The organism is Peribacillus sp. JNUCC 23, from assembly GCF_053653995.1.
In genome coordinates, this window is sequence record NZ_CM132202.1 from 2,077,611 (window position 1) to 2,092,926 (window position 15,316).

The window sequence follows — 15,316 nt, forward strand, 5'->3', positions numbered from 1 at the left end:
TATACAGTTAATTAATTTGTTTGGTAAACAAATTAATATAAAATTTTAATTTATTTTAGTTATATAATAGTGATATAATCGATATACTTCTAATTTTGAAAGGGATTACAACTAATCTCAGTCAAGTACCATTTTTATATGATCTATATTCATATTTTACAGAAATTTGAAGGAATATAAAGAAAAAGGAGTGTAGCTAATTATGGGTATTCTACAAGAATTATTAAAAGATATTCCAGTACCAAAAATGGCAAAAGTAAAAGTAAAGTTTGACGACAAGCAGATAGATGATCTTGAACAAGAATTGATGAAAAAATTACAACAAGAATCGATTGAAAAATTGATTCAGCCAGGAATGGAGATTGCGATTGCAGTAGGCAGTAGAGGATTGGATCGCCTCGTGGAAACGACTGCAACAACAGTGAAATTTTTAAAAGAATTAGGAGCGAAACCTTTCATTGTACCAAGCATGGGAAGTCATGGTGGTGCAACTGCAGAAGGGCAACGTGCAGTATTAGAACATCTTGGAGTGACAGAGGAAAGCGCAGGTTGCGAGATTCGATCTACGATGGAAGTAGTGAAACTCGGTGAATTACCGAACGGCTTGCCTGTTTATATCGACAAATATGCTTCACAAGCAGATGGAATTATCGTCATCAACCGTGTGAAACCACATACTGCATTCCGAGGACCGGTTGAAAGCGGAATTATGAAAATGTTAAGTATTGGCTTAGGTAAGCAAAAAGGAGCCGAAGCGTGCCATCAAATGGGCTTTAAATATATGGCAGAAAATGTACCAGCAATGGCTAAGGTCATCATGGAGAAAAAACCAGTGCTTTTCGGCGTTGCTACAGTTGAAAATGCCTTTGATCGAGTGGCTATAATTGAGGTACATACACCTGAAGAAATTATTGAAAAAGAACCAGCACTTCAAATGAAAGCGAAAGAACTATTGCCGAAGCTTTTCTTTGATCAATTGGAAGTCCTTGTTATAGATGAAATTGGTAAAAACATCAGTGGTGATGGTATGGATCCTAATATTACTGGGCGATACCCAACTCCATATGCATCCGGAGGACCAGAAGTTAACAAAATGGTCGTACTTGATGTTACGCCTCAATCAGAGGGAAATGCCAATGGAGTCGGAACAGCAGATTTTACAACCCAACGCTTAGTAGACAAGATGGATAAAGAAGGAACATATGCGAATGGATTAACTTCAACTGTTGTGTCTCCGACAAAAATAGCAACAACATTACCTAATGATCGAGAAACTATTCAAGCAGCCGTTAAAACAAGTAATGTTTTAGATTTTACAACAGTAAAAATGGTACGCATTAAAAATACATTAAAACTTAGTGAAATTGAAGTATCGGAAACTTTACTAGAGTATATCGCTCAACATCCAAATATGGAGCAAATTTCAGATCTATATGAACTAGGATTTGATGAAAAAGGAAACTTATTTTAAAAATTGGGGGAGTATTAATATGACACAATTATTCGATTTAACAGGAAAAACAGCAGTTGCAATTGGCGGAAATGGTGTATTGGGATCTTCAATGGCAAAGGGATTAGCTGCTCAAGGAGCAAAAGTTGCGATTGTCGGTCGTAATTTGGAAAAAGCAAACGAAGTCGTTCAAGAAATAGAAAACGATGGAGGAACTGCAAAAGCTTTTCAAGCAGATGTAAGTTCACGTGATTCTTTAGTTCAAGTAGCTAATGAAATTGAAAAATGGTCTGGCGGGTGGGACATTCTCCTAAATGCACCTGGTACAAATAGTGCGACACCGTTTTTTGAACTTGGAATGGACGAATGGGATCAAATTATGGACATTAACCTAAAAGGGATTGTACTATCGTGCCAAATTTTTGCGAAGAAAATGATTGAGCAAGAAAGAAAAGGCAGTATCATTAATATTTCATCTGTTTCATCTACTACTCCATTATCAAAAGTATTTACATATTCAGTGTCAAAAGCAGGAATCAATAGTGTAACTCAATATTTAGCACGTGAATTCGCTCCAAATGGCATCCGTGTAAACGCGATTATTCCTGGTTTCTTCCCGGCAGAACAAAACCGGAAAATTTTAAGCCCGGAAAGAGTCGAGTCAATCATGAACCATACACCAATGAACCGTTTTGGTACACCAGAAGAACTACAAGGGGCTACAGTTTGGCTTGCATCTGAAAAGGCTTCAAGCTTTGTTACAGGGACTCTTATTAGAGTTGACGGCGGTTTTGGAAGCATGACCATTTAATTTTGTACTCATAAAGTAATAACTAAATAAATATGGTAAACTATGGTTTGCTCAAATCTAGATAAATAAACTTAATGATGGAGGGAGATGAGACCGTGCTAACAGAGAAATACAATCAATTAACGTCGATTCTCCGAGAAATGGAATCAGTTGTGGTAGCTTTTTCAGGTGGAGTAGATAGTACGTTTTTATTAAAGGCTGCTGTCGATACATTAGGCAAAGATCACGTACTTGCCGTAACTGCTGACTCTGAAACGTATCCATCTAGTGAACTGAAAGAAGCAATCGTTCTGGCTGAAAAAATTGGCGTCAAACATCAAGTGATCGAGACATCAGAATTGGCGATTCCTGGTTATTCAGAGAATAACAAGAATCGATGCTACTTCTGTAAAAGCAGTTTATTTGATCACTTACTTCCTGTGTTAGAAGAAAAGGGTTTTCACAATGTGATTTATGGAGTCATTGCTGATGACATGAATGAACATCGACCTGGTATGCGAGCAGCTAAAGAAAAGGGAATACGTGGTCCATTGCTAGAAGCTAATTTGTTTAAAGAAGAAATTAGGGAACTTTCACGTAAGTATGATTTACCAACATGGGATAAACCTTCTTTTGCATGTCTTTCATCAAGGATCGCCTATGGTGAATATATTACAAAAGAAAAGTTAACAAAGGTTGAAAAGGCAGAAGCATTCTTAAAAAGCCTTCATATACGCCAAGTTCGGGTCCGAACGCACGAAGAAATTGCTAGGATTGAGGTAGAACCTAATGATATGAAGATCGTTTTAGAAAATCATAATGCTATTGTCAAAGAGCTTCAAGATTACGGTTATAAATATATCACGTTAGATTTAATTGGCTATCAGAGTGGTAGTATGAACAAAGTTCTTACAACGTAAATTTATTAATTAGCTTGCTATGATTATGTATCGGATACAAAAGAAAAGGCTTTGGAGGGATCCAAAGCCTTTTCTTTTAAGAGTAAGAACCAATATAGTTTTTTCACATTGACTAATGTTTATATAAAAGGAAGATGAATCATGTCAAGAGAATTTGTTATTGGCCTTGATATTGGAACTACAAGTGTTAAAGCATGTGTTTTTAACTTAAATGGGCATGTAGTTGCAGAAGCAGAAAAAATGAACACATTTTATTACCCACAACAAGGCTGGGTAGAGCAGGATCCAGTTGAAATAGAACGATCAGCTGTATTTGCTATTAGAGAAGCTATTGAAAAAGCGAATATCAAGAAAAACGAGCTGATTACGCTCGGGTTTTCTGCTGCCATGCATTCACTTATTTGTGCAGATATCAACGGTAAGCCACTTTCACCAGCGCTTATTTGGGCGGACGGAAGAGGTATTGCTCTAAGCGAAAAATTGATGGAAACTCAAGGAAACGAAATTTACAAAAAAACAGGAACGCCGATTCATCCTATGACCCCATTTATAAAATTATTATGGATGAAAGAAACGGAATATAAACCTTATCAAGAAGCAGAATATTTTATGTCGATTAAAGAGTATCTAATTCATAGCTGGTTTAATCAAAAGGTTATTGATTATTCGATGGCATCGGCAACAGGGTTATTTAATCCAACTACACGTAAGTGGGATCACGAATTATTGGAGCTAACGGGTATTAATAAGGAACAGCTATCTGAAATTGTCTCTCCAACGGAACGATTAACGGGAATCAAAAGCCATATAGCTGCAGAAATGGGAATAATGCCTGAAATGCCTTTTGTTGTAGGGGCCGCTGACGGCCAACTAGCCAACTTGGGAATTGGAGCAATACTTCCAGGAGAAGTAGCTGTTTCTGTTGGTACAAGTGGAGCAATCAGACAAATAACAAAAGGATTTAAAATTAGTGAAAATCGCGAAACATTTTGTTATTCTTTTACAGAAGACTATTCCATTGTCGGAGGTCCGACGAATAATGGTGGAATTGCTTTACAGTGGTTAAAGGACTTACTAAATTACGAAGGCAGTTTTGAGGAATTTCTCGCTGAAGCAAAAGAGGTAGCTCCAGGCGCAGAGGGAATTGTTTTCCTACCTTATATAAATGGGGAAAGAGCGCCATTATGGAATCAGAATGCAAAAGGAAATTTTTATGGAATGACCCTTACACATAAAAGAGAACATTTTATTCGAGCAGTTCTTGAAGGGATTACTTTAAATCTTTATCAAATTGGGAAAGCTTTAGAGAGAATAGCTGGGGAACCCGAAAAAATTTACGTAAATGGCGGCTTGGCAAGATCTCCTTTATGGCTTCAAATGATGGCTGATGTTTTTGGAAAAGAAGTTTTCGTACCAGAGAGCCATCACAGTGCCGCATGGGGAGCAGCCTGGACAGCATTGGTTGCCATTGAAAAAGTTGATTCTTTTGCAGATATTAAAAAGAATATCCCTATGGGTGAAGTGATTAAACCGAATAAACAAGCGAATGAGTTTTATAAAAATATGTATGAGAAATATGAAATGATGGCAAAAGACTTGTCGAAGTATTTTTAATTTTTCCTACCACGTCAAGATGAAAGAATAATGGGAGTGAAATCATGCTAGAGAATATTTTGGAACAAGTCCAAAAAGGAACGTTAAGTGTAGAAGAAGCAAAAGAACAATTAGCTACATATGAGAATTTAGGGTTTGCTAAAGTTGATCATCATAGGAAGAAGCGACAAGGTTTCGCGGAAATTATCTTCGGAGAAGGCAAAACGGCGGAACAGATTGTTTCTATTTCTGAGGCTCTAAGATCTAAAAACAACCAAGTCTTGATTACTCGAATTTCAAAAGAAAAGGCTGAAATGGTGCTAAAAGTATTGCCAGATTTTATTTATAATGAAACGGCCCAAATTCTTTATTGGAAAGATCAAAAAGAGATCGAAAGAAACTCTCAAGGGTACATAGCCGTTATTTGCGCAGGAACATCTGACTTACGTGTAGCTGAAGAAGCGGCTGTTACAGCAGAAGTACTAGGAAGCAAGGTACATCGAATTTATGATGTAGGTGTGGCTGGGATTCATCGGTTATTGAATCATTTAGAGGAAATTCAACAGGCTACAGTCTCAGTAGTAGTTGCTGGAATGGAAGGGGCACTCCCGAGTGTAGTAGGTGGACTTGTTTCCCATCCCGTTATTGCTGTCCCAACGAGCGTGGGATATGGTGCGAATTTTAATGGTTTATCAGCCTTACTCACTATGTTAAATTCATGCGCTTCAGGGATAAGTGTTGTCAATATTGATAACGGGTTTGGTGGAGGATACAACGCTGTATTAATACATCAACTTGCACAAAGAGAGGTAGGGAACAATGAAGACACTGTATTTTGATTGTATATCAGGTATTAGTGGAGATATGGTAATCGGAGCTCTTATCGATGCTGGCGCTGATCCTAATATACTGGAAGAAGAATTAAAGAAGCTTCAGATTGAAGAAGAATATCAATTGAAGTGGAAAAAAGTAATAAAAAATGGAATTACTAGTACGAAGTTTGATGTTTTATTAACAGAAACGCATGATTATAACCACCAACACGAACATGATCATAGCCATGAACATGACCACGATCATGCGCATAGCCATGAACATGACCACAATCATGCGCATAGCCATGAACATGACCACAATCATGCGCATAGCCATGAACATGACCACGATCATGCGCATAGCCATGATCATGACCACAATCATGATCATAGCCATGAACATGACCACGATCATGCGCATAGCCATGAACATGACCACGATCATGATCATAGTCATGAACATGACCACGATCACGCACATTCCCATCATGATCATCGTAGTTATCAAGATATTGTGAAGTTAATTGAAGAAGCTGGATTTTCTGACCAAGTAAAAGAAACAGCTTTGAAAATTTTTAAGAAAATTGGCGTGGCAGAAGGTCGGATTCATGGGCTTCCATTAGATCGTGTCCATTTTCATGAAGTTGGGGCCGTTGATTCGATTATTGACATTGTTGGTGCAGCCATTTTACTTCATCAACTAGACATATCCATCATCAAGTCATCGTCCATTCCTGTTGGTACGGGGAGAATTCATATCGATCATGGTATTTATCCAGTTCCGGCACCTGCTACACTCGAAATATTAAAAGAAGCATCTATTGAACAATCGAATATTAGAGCGGAACTTACGACTCCAACAGGAGCAGCTATTGTATCGGTACTTGCAGAGGAATTTTGTACGATACCGTCTATGAAGGTTAAATCAATAGGGTATGGAGCTGGGACAAAGAGCTTCCCAAATCATCCGAATGTGCTCCGTGTCATTATTGGGGAATAGGCTAAAACCAACATTTAAGCGAGAGGAGTAAGAATGATGGGTGCCAAACATCCTCCAAATCATGAACATCTTGATGATCAAATGATCAAAATGGAAGTGAATCTTGATGATATTCCAGGTGAATGGCTTGGATATGTGATGGATTTACTTTTCGAATCTGGTGCGAATGATGTATTCTATACCCCTATTTATATGAAAAAAAATCGGCCAGGTATATTACTTCAATTGCTCTGTTCAAGTAAAAAAATCAACAAAATGAAAGAAATCCTTTTTAAAGAAACAACAACACTTGGTGTGCGCTATTATCCCTTAACGGTTCATCGGTTGGAAAGAGAGTTTAGAGAAGTAACAACTGAATGGGGAACAGTAACGATTAAAGAGGGAATATATGATGGACAAGTTGTACAAAGTGCACCAGAGTATGATGAATGTAAAAATATTGCCCAACTTTATGATATTCCTTTGAAAAAAGTGTATGAACAAGTATGGAAGTCATTTGAGAGTGAAAAGTAAACCAATCTATCTAGTTTCGTCGTTTTAAAAAGGATTTAGCGCATTTGTAACACTTCAGAGATGTAGCCGCAATATCAATGAAGTGTAATGCATATGAGCGAATCCCCATACTAAATAATTTACTAGATTAGGAGTGTAATAGATGAAGACATTATTAAACGAAACACAAATTGATCAATTAGCTATTAATACAATTCGAACATTATCTATTGATGGTGTTGAAAAAGCAAACTCTGGTCACCCAGGTATGCCAATGGGGTCAGCTCCAATGGCATATACACTATGGGCAAAAGAGATGAATCATAATCCAGTAAACCCGAAATGGTTTAATAGGGACCGATTTGTATTATCTGCAGGGCATGGTTCTATGCTTTTATATAGCCTTTTACATGTATTTGGTTACGATGTGACAATGGAAGATTTAAAAAGTTTCCGTCAATGGGGAAGTAGAACGCCAGGGCACCCTGAATTTGGTCATACACCTGGAGTTGAAGCAACGACAGGTCCTTTAGGACAGGGGGTTGCAATGGCTGTAGGTATGGCAATGGCAGAAAGACATCTTGCAGAAACATACAATCAAGAGGGGCATAACATCGTTGATCATTATACGTATAGTATTTGTGGTGATGGAGATTTAATGGAAGGTGTTTCAGCTGAAGCTGCATCACTTGCAGGTCATTTAAACCTAGGCCGCCTTATTGTTATGTATGATTCTAATGATATTTCTCTAGATGGAGATTTGAATTTATCATTTTCAGAGAATGTAGAAGACCGATTTAAAGCCTACGGTTGGCAAGTGATTCGCGTTGAAAATGGCAATGATGTTGATGCCATTCAAACAGCATTACAAGAAGCTAAAGCTGATTTGAATAGACCAACTTTAATAGAAGTTAAAACGGTAATTGGATATGGTTCTCCAAATAAGTCAGGTAAATCTTCTTCTCATGGTTCACCACTTGGTAAGGAAGAAATTAAGTTAACGAAAGCTTCTTATAATTGGAATGTAGAAGAACCATTCTTTATTCCAGAAGAAGCAAAAGAGCATTTTGAGCAATTTACAGCAGTTGGCCAAGAAAAGGAAAATGCTTGGAATGAATTATTTGAAAGTTATAAGAACAACCATCCAGAGTTAGCTAAGCAATTTGAGGCTGCTTTAGCAGGAGAGCTTCCTGAAAATTGGCAAGAAGCATTACCAACCTTCACAGAAGGGGATGTAATCGCGACAAGAGATTCATCAGGGAAAGCACTGAATGCTGCTGCTAATGTGATTCCACAATTACTTGGTGGTTCTGCAGATTTAGCAGGATCCAATAAGACTTTCCTTTCATCTGAAAAAAATTACAAGATAGATGGATATGCAGGTCGCAATATTTGGTTTGGCGTACGGGAATTTGCGATGGGAGCGGCTCTTAATGGGATGACCCTTCACGGCGGCGTTAAAGTATTTGGTTCTACGTTTTTCGTATTCTCAGACTACCTACGTCCAGCTATTCGCTTAGCTGCACTTATGAATCTTCCTGTTACGTATGTATTTACACATGATAGTATTGCCGTAGGGGAAGATGGACCAACACATGAACCAATCGAACAACTTGCAGCTTTACGTGCAATGCCAGGACTTTCAATTATTCGTCCAGCTGACGCAAAAGAAACAGTTGCGGCTTGGCAATTAGCTCTTGAAAGTACAGATACACCTACAGCACTTGTTTTAACACGTCAAGGCTTACCAACATTAAACGTTGATGAACAAACGGTTTACGAAGGTGTGAAAAGAGGGGCTTATGTAGTTTCAAAGGCAAAAGGCGAAGTCAGCGGTTTATTGCTTGCTACTGGATCAGAAGTTTCCTTGGCAATTGCTGCTCAAAAAGAACTTGAAAGTGAAGGGGTTTTTGTATCGGTTGTTAGCATGCCAAGTTGGGACCGTTTTGAAAAACAGCCGATTGAATATAAAGAAAGTGTTCTTCCAAAAAATACAAAAGCTCGTATTGGGATTGAAATGGGTTCATCTATTGGTTGGAGAGAATACGTTGGAGATCATGGAGCAGTAATTGCGATTAATCAATTTGGAGCATCTGCACCAGCAAATAAATTGCTCGAGGAATACGGATTTACTGTTGAAAACGTAGTGAAAAGATTTAAAGAAGTTACCTCTGCAATGAATTGAACGTTTATTCATAATGAGCCGATTTTCAGAACTGGATAAGTAAAAAGAGAGAGTTGATGCTTTAATAGAGCATTCAACTCTTTCTTTTTGAAAAAAACGATGTAATCAGCTTTGATGTAAGTATGAAGATTTCCGATATTGGCGGTCATAATAGGCATTTGGGACTTCGCTAAATTTGTATTTCAATATTATCCTCGCTAGAATATTAAAATATTCTAGGAATCTTAGTTTTATGTTCCCACTTAATTATTAGCAACTAATAGATTTCAATTCTTTTTACATGACTCCTCCTACAGTATATCTTCTTTTAAGTAAACTCCATTTATCGTTGACAGGTTTCCTCGAGGGAAAGAAGCACCCAATTGCTAAACAAGGAAACAAACAATCGTTGTATGTAAAAGTATGCAGAAACGAATGATAGACTTTATTTTAACAATTGATAAAAATTGATCTGACAAAGTGAAATTTCTTTAAAATTCTATTTCATGTAGCTCTTTTACATTGGCAAACCATTGATGAAGGACTTCATTATGGTGATTAATAATTTGGGGTGCCATAAGGATTTCTGAATCGTAAGTAGTGTGTCCATCTTTTACAAGAACTACGTCATAACCAAGGCTGAATGCGCGGCGGCATGTCGCATCCACACACACTTCCGTTTGAATTCCGGTAATGATGATTCGCTTTACTCCCCTAATAGCTAATTCTTGTTGAAGGTTTGTTTCTTGGAATGAATCTGGATGATTCTTTTCAATAATGATATCCTCTTCAGTCGGGGCAATATAAGGATGAATATTCCATCCCAAGGTTCCACGTTCAAGAGGTTTTCCAGGTTTATCGTTAAATTTCATGTAAACAATGGGAACATATTTTTTACGAGCGTTTGAAATGAGCAAACGAATATTCTTTAATAATTCATTTCCTTTATACAAAGGTTTGATTTCTCTAAATGAGCCGATTTGCACATCAACGATTAACAAAGCCGTTTGATTTTCTTGCATAGTGAATTCCCCCCAATTCGTATATTTCCATTAGATTTTAGTTTGTGTTCTTGATAATGATTTATCCAATGAATAAGGAAAGTGTAAAGCATAATAAATAAAAATTTTCGAATGGTAACCATATAAATTCCTCAATCACAAAACATATTTTATTTTGATAATATTTTTAACAAGGATTTGTATTAAAGATTGAGAATAATCGTATAGATTATAAAAACGATCCTGTTTGCTAAGATGAAATAGCTGAAATTTAAAACTGGGCTGGAATGTCCTTATAGTTGAAAAATAGATGTTTATACAGATGAAATAAAAAATATGTCTAATGAACAATTGTTAGAAATGCCAACTGATTTTGGGTAAGCGTTTTAAGTTTCAATTCTTTTCTTTTTCTTAGTACCTAAATATGGTATTCTATAGACACTTATTAAATAAGTTTAATAAGTCCGTTTGTGTAGGTGCTAGCTTTATGAAAAAATGATTTGTAATTTCTTTTTCAATTTAAAGAAATTTACTAGGAGATGATTATCATGAAAACAGAAAAAGAAAAAATGTTGAACGGTGAATTGTATAATGCTGCAGACACTGAATTACAAAGAGAACGCATAAATGCCAGAAGACTAACCAGATTATACAATCAAACGATAGAAACAGAAGAAAGTAAACGTACTGAACTTTTAAAAGCTCTGCTTGGTTCGACTGGAGATCATGTATACATTGAACCAAGTTTCAAATGTGACTATGGGTACAATATACATGTTGGCGAAAACTTTTATGCGAATTTTGATTGTGTGATTTTAGATGTTTGTGAAGTTCGGATAGGTGATAATTGTTTTATTGCTCCGGGTGTACATATTTATACCGCTGCTCATCCATTAAATCCACATGAACGCATTGCAGGACCTGAATTCGGCAAAACTGTTACGATCGGGAATAATGTTTGGATTGGTGGTAGAGCCATAATCAATCCAGGTATTCATGTTGGAAATAATGTGGTTATTGCATCAGGTGCAGTTGTCACAAAAGATGTACCTGATAATGTTGTGGTAGGTGGAAATCCTGCAAAAATTATTAAACAAATTGACAATTAATTTGATATAAAGTAACAAATATTTGTAGCATTCTATACAAGCCTTTGAAACTAATTTAATAAGCTGGTGAATATCATGGATGAACGATTTGCTACACCAAAATCAATGAAAAAGGTCATTCTTCGTGTAATACGAACAACACTGTTACAGCTTGGTAGTGCTACAAAAGTTGAACTTAGCAAGCAGTTAGGAATCAGCTTTCCCACTGTCAGCAAGGTAATTGCTCAAATGGAACAGGATGGAGAGGTTTATGAAGTCGGATTGGATGATTCCAGTGGTGGAAGAAGAGCAAAGCGATATGTATTTAATCCGGAGCATATGCTAGGTCTAGCTGTCTTTTTGGAGCAAAATGAGACTGTTTATGCCGTTTTTAATTGTGTGGGAGAAATGAAGGAACAGAGAACACGACCAAGTGTATTCCAAGATGACTTACACTCGTTGATAGAGTTAGTACAGGAAATCCTATTAGAATTTCCAAAAATCAGTTCGATGGCGATAGGTGTACCTGGAGCTGTCGATAATGGACGAATATTTCACATCCCTAATTATAAGAGTTTCCATGACTTTGAATTGAAAACATACTTCGAGGATCTGTTTTCCATACCTGTTGTTGTAGAGAATGATATGAATGCTGCAGTTCTAGGGTTTCAAAAAATGAGTGGGAGAGAGGATAAACAATCGCTTGTATATTTGTACTCTGGGAAGAATGGCCCTGGAGCTGGGATTCTAATTAATGGTGACGTTGTACGTGGGAGTACGTTCTTTACTGGAGAGGTTTCGTTCTTGCCATTGTATGATAACCAAAACTTCCATCAAGCTATGTACCAGGGGCGCAAGAAGAGTAAGGATACCCCTATTATTGGTGAAGAGCATGAGATTCAGGCTATTAGTCGCTTAATTGCTTCCTTAGTAGCCATTATCAATCCTCATACAGTCATTTTTTCTAAAGAGGAAATGAATCAGATAGCAATAAATCGAGTTGCGATAGAAAGTGCTAAGTATGTTCCAAAAGAACATCTTCCAGAGCTTATTGTGAGTGACTGGAAACGAGACTATCTTCATGGATTGCAGCGACTTGCGCTTGACCGTATGATAACTGGTATCCGGTTAGTTAATGTATTAGAGTAAGCAAAAAAACACAAAACCTAAACTATACAATGAATATATGAAAAATACAGGGGGACTTATAATGGCTACTTTATTTTTAGTCATCATATATATGGCGTTCATTAGCTTAGGTTTGCCTGATTCAATGTTAGGCGTAGCATGGCCTGTGATGCAATCAGATTATGGGCAACCACTTGAAACTGCTGGCTTGCTTTTCATGGTAATTGCAGGCGGTACAATCGTTTCAAGTTTAGCTGCCGGATCTGTTATTAAGCGGCTGGGAACTGGAAATGTCACATTAATTAGTGTTTTAATGACAGCCGTTGCACTTTTAGGATTTTCTTTTTCACCATCGCTCATATGGCTTATTATATGTGCCATACCACTTGGATTAGGTGCAGGAGCAGTCGACGCAGGATTAAACAACTATGTTGCTACACACTATAAAGCACATCATATGAGCTGGTTACATTGTTTCTGGGGAGTTGGTGCTTCTCTTGGTCCTATTATAATGTCCCAGTTTATTACTGGTCAAAATTCTTGGAGACAAGGATATGTTGCCATTGCCATTATTCAGTTTACTTTAGTCCTAGTCCTCTTTTTTACTCTTCCGTTATGGAAACGAGTGGCAATAAACAGTCAGGCGAATTTAAGCGAAGATCCAGATGACAAAGAAATTGTTTTGCCTGATGAAACAGCGTTGAAGCATGTGAAACCATTACATATTAAGGGTGTAAAGCTAGCACTCGTATCTTTTTTATTTTATTGTGGCGTGGAATCAACGATGGGGTTGTGGGGAAGTAGTTATCTTGTAAATGTTAAGGGACTATCGGTAGTAGTAGCAGCTCAATGGGTTTCCTTATACTACGCAGGGATTACAGTAGGTAGATTGATTACAGGATTTATTACCATGAAGGTGAGTAACCGTATTCTCATTCGTGCAGGACAAATCACAGCATTGATGGGAGCTGCTTTTCTTTTATTGCCCTTGCCCACTTCTTTTTCTCTTGTAGGATTTATTTTGGTTGGCTTAGGATTGGCGCCGATTTTTCCATGTATGTTACATGAAACGCCGGCTCGTTTTGGGAAAGAACATTCTCAGTCCATTATGGGCTATCAAATGGCAGTTGCCTATACTGGGAGTACGTTTTTGCCACCGATTCTAGGGATGGTTGTATCGTATTCTACAATGGAGATTCTTCCTTTTTTTATTGTGGTTTATATAATCACCATGCTTCTTGGTTCGGAAAAAATAAATACTTTAATGAAATCGCGTTCGTTTGAAAAAAACATTAATGTTTAATTTTATGGTTCTCAGTCCAATGGAGAGTATAATAAAGGTGATTATGTTGTTTTATTGTATAATTATTATGTAGTTATTCGACTTAGGTGCCAAAGTATAATGCAATGCTTAAAAGAAGAATGATCAATATTAACTGAACTAGTAGGAATGGAGAGAAGCAAATGATTAATAAAATTGGTCAAATTATGTTATATGTGAATAACCAAGATGAGGCATTGAAATTTTGGACAGATAAAGTAGGGTTTAGTGTAGTGTCTGAAGAAGATAACGGCCAAGGACTGAGATGGTTTGAAATTGCTCCAACAAAAGAAGCAGAAACGAGTTTCGTTCTCCATAATAAGGAATTAATTGCTAAAATGCAGCCTGAATTAAATCTACATACACCTTCGATAATGTTTTACTCGGAAAATCTTGAAAAATTATATAAAGACTTTTCAGATAAAAATATTAAAGTCGGAGAAATTGTCACTATGCCTTTTGGTAAAGTGTTTAACTTTGCTGATAATGAAGATAATTACTTTGCGATTATGGAAAAAAAGTGAACATAAAAAACTAACATCAATATGACTAGAAAAACTAATTTTAGTCGTGTTAGTGTGTAATGACAATAATTTTTTTTTAATACCGTCCTTAATTGGACGGTTCTTTGTAATTTTACAAAGGCAAAATAACTTTTTTGCTATTTATCATTTGGCGCTTATTTAATAATCCACTTCTACCTGAAGTTAAAGTCCAGTTAAGCGTCTTCAGTACTTATTGAAGGAACTAGTTATATGCTAAACGTCGACTTTTTTATGGAACTAATAGAATATAATAGTAGAGGAAAACAACGTGATAGGTAAATAAGTTTCTTAAAAGGGTATCTACTATCGCTGAATACTTTAAGTTTAATAATAAATTTGACATTCTGCTTGCAGGAAAATTTAGCAATGTGGCAAAGAGGTATCGAGTCTGGTCGTTGTCGAATAGATACAAAAATCAAGCTTGATCTATTTCTAAGATTTTGTATTTTTGAAAGGAGAAATCATGGAAGGATATAAAATTACATTTAAATCAATTGATGAATACATTGAACAATTTCCTCTTGAAGTCCAGGAAATACTAAATACGTTAAGAAAAGTTATAAAAGAGTCGGCACCAGATGCAGAAGAAAAGATAAGTTATCAAATGCCTACTTTTGTTTTACATAGAAATCTGGTGCATTTCGCTGCCTATAAAAATCATATAGGGTTTTATCCAACTTCTAGCGGGATCGCTGCTTTTAAACATGAACTTTCGGAATATAAAGGAGCAAAAGGGTCCGTGCAGTTTCCGATTGAAAGGCCTCTGCCTTATGAATTAATAAAAGAAATCGTTAAATTTAGAGTTGCTGAGAATATAAAGATAGAAGAAGCTAAATTGAAAAAGAAGAAATGATCTCAAAAATTCCGGAGGGCCTTATATTGTAGTACGTAAAAGTAGAAGCCAATTGAATGAATACTGATCTTAATGGAGAATTATCTATAAAGAAATATAAATATGCATTGAAATACGCTTTTAGACATTGATTGAACTTTAGTTAAGCACGCAAGA

General features: G+C 36.6%; 12 protein-coding genes and 1 pseudogene. 12 read left to right on the plus strand and 1 reads right to left on the minus strand.

Annotation, left to right across the window (positions count from 1 at the left end):
- Positions 1–202 precede the first annotated feature (202 nt).
- From JNUCC23_RS09970 to tkt, 7 genes and pseudogenes are all read left to right on the plus strand, one after another.
- Positions 203–1,471: a lactate racemase domain-containing protein gene (locus JNUCC23_RS09970; protein ID WP_403073819.1), complete on the plus strand. Its 1,269-nt coding sequence runs from the start codon at positions 203–205 to the stop codon at positions 1,469–1,471.
- 19 nt (positions 1,472–1,490) lie between these two features.
- Positions 1,491–2,261 carry an SDR family oxidoreductase gene (locus JNUCC23_RS09975; RefSeq protein WP_062180189.1) on the plus strand — a complete coding sequence of 257 codons (771 nt, stop codon included), beginning with the start codon at positions 1,491–1,493 and terminating at the stop codon, positions 2,259–2,261.
- A gap of 95 nt (positions 2,262–2,356) precedes the next feature.
- Entirely contained in the window at positions 2,357–3,160 is an 804-nt protein-coding gene (larE, locus tag JNUCC23_RS09980) for an ATP-dependent sacrificial sulfur transferase LarE (RefSeq protein ID WP_062180186.1), read from the plus strand.
- A gap of 141 nt (positions 3,161–3,301) precedes the next feature.
- Entirely contained in the window at positions 3,302–4,774 is a 1,473-nt protein-coding gene (locus tag JNUCC23_RS09985) for a gluconokinase (protein ID WP_454215547.1), read from the plus strand.
- Between the two features lie 44 nt (positions 4,775–4,818).
- Positions 4,819–5,592: a nickel pincer cofactor biosynthesis protein LarB gene (gene larB, locus JNUCC23_RS09990; RefSeq protein WP_403073824.1), complete on the plus strand. Its 774-nt coding sequence runs from the start codon at positions 4,819–4,821 to the stop codon at positions 5,590–5,592.
- A 25-nt stretch (positions 5,593–5,617) separates the two neighbouring features.
- Positions 5,618–7,081 (plus strand): annotated as a pseudogene (gene larC / locus JNUCC23_RS09995) (nickel pincer cofactor biosynthesis protein LarC).
- A gap of 142 nt (positions 7,082–7,223) precedes the next feature.
- A complete protein-coding gene (tkt, locus tag JNUCC23_RS10000) occupies positions 7,224–9,245 on the plus strand; it encodes a transketolase (RefSeq protein WP_454215548.1) in 2,022 nt (673 codons plus the stop codon).
- A gap of 470 nt (positions 9,246–9,715) precedes the next feature.
- On the opposite strand, the gene JNUCC23_RS10005 is transcribed toward tkt, so the two are convergent.
- A complete protein-coding gene (locus tag JNUCC23_RS10005; protein ID WP_062180170.1) occupies positions 9,716–10,246 on the minus strand; it encodes a cysteine hydrolase family protein in 531 nt (176 codons plus the stop codon).
- A 527-nt stretch (positions 10,247–10,773) separates the two neighbouring features.
- Between JNUCC23_RS10005 and JNUCC23_RS10010 the strand changes: the two genes are divergently transcribed.
- The 5 genes from JNUCC23_RS10010 to JNUCC23_RS10030 all read left to right on the plus strand — a co-directional run bounded on the left by JNUCC23_RS10010 (position 10,774) and on the right by JNUCC23_RS10030 (position 15,160).
- On the plus strand, positions 10,774–11,334 hold the full coding sequence (locus JNUCC23_RS10010) for a maltose acetyltransferase domain-containing protein (protein ID WP_062180167.1): 561 nt from the start codon (positions 10,774–10,776) through the stop codon (positions 11,332–11,334).
- A 75-nt stretch (positions 11,335–11,409) separates the two neighbouring features.
- Positions 11,410–12,462 (plus strand): ROK family protein, encoded by a 1,053-nt coding sequence (locus JNUCC23_RS10015; protein ID WP_454215551.1) that lies wholly within the window; start codon positions 11,410–11,412, stop codon positions 12,460–12,462.
- A 61-nt stretch (positions 12,463–12,523) separates the two neighbouring features.
- On the plus strand, positions 12,524–13,744 hold the full coding sequence (locus JNUCC23_RS10020) for an MFS transporter (protein WP_454215553.1): 1,221 nt from the start codon (positions 12,524–12,526) through the stop codon (positions 13,742–13,744).
- 161 nt (positions 13,745–13,905) lie between these two features.
- Complete coding sequence (locus JNUCC23_RS10025; protein ID WP_403073832.1) at positions 13,906–14,286, plus strand: VOC family protein; 381 nt, start codon at positions 13,906–13,908, stop codon at positions 14,284–14,286.
- Positions 14,287–14,770: 484 nt separating this feature from the next.
- Positions 14,771–15,160 carry an iron chaperone gene (locus JNUCC23_RS10030; RefSeq protein ID WP_062180155.1) on the plus strand — a complete coding sequence of 130 codons (390 nt, stop codon included), beginning with the start codon at positions 14,771–14,773 and terminating at the stop codon, positions 15,158–15,160.
- Positions 15,161–15,316: the final 156 nt, after the last annotated feature.

Coding starts and splice junctions, on each gene's coding strand:
- JNUCC23_RS09970 (WP_403073819.1), top strand. CDS start 203: ATGGGTATTCTACAAGAATTATTAAAAGATATTCCAGTACCAAAAATG.
- JNUCC23_RS09975 (WP_062180189.1), top strand. CDS start 1,491: ATGACACAATTATTCGATTTAACAGGAAAAACAGCAGTTGCAATTGGC.
- JNUCC23_RS09985 (WP_454215547.1), top strand. CDS start 3,302: ATGTCAAGAGAATTTGTTATTGGCCTTGATATTGGAACTACAAGTGTT.
- larB (WP_403073824.1), top strand. CDS start 4,819: ATGCTAGAGAATATTTTGGAACAAGTCCAAAAAGGAACGTTAAGTGTA.
- tkt (WP_454215548.1), top strand. CDS start 7,224: ATGAAGACATTATTAAACGAAACACAAATTGATCAATTAGCTATTAAT.
- JNUCC23_RS10005 (WP_062180170.1), bottom strand. CDS start 10,246: ATGCAAGAAAATCAAACGGCTTTGTTAATCGTTGATGTGCAAATCGGC.
- JNUCC23_RS10010 (WP_062180167.1), top strand. CDS start 10,774: ATGAAAACAGAAAAAGAAAAAATGTTGAACGGTGAATTGTATAATGCT.
- JNUCC23_RS10015 (WP_454215551.1), top strand. CDS start 11,410: ATGGATGAACGATTTGCTACACCAAAATCAATGAAAAAGGTCATTCTT.
- JNUCC23_RS10020 (WP_454215553.1), top strand. CDS start 12,524: ATGGCTACTTTATTTTTAGTCATCATATATATGGCGTTCATTAGCTTA.
- JNUCC23_RS10025 (WP_403073832.1), top strand. CDS start 13,906: ATGATTAATAAAATTGGTCAAATTATGTTATATGTGAATAACCAAGAT.
- JNUCC23_RS10030 (WP_062180155.1), top strand. CDS start 14,771: ATGGAAGGATATAAAATTACATTTAAATCAATTGATGAATACATTGAA.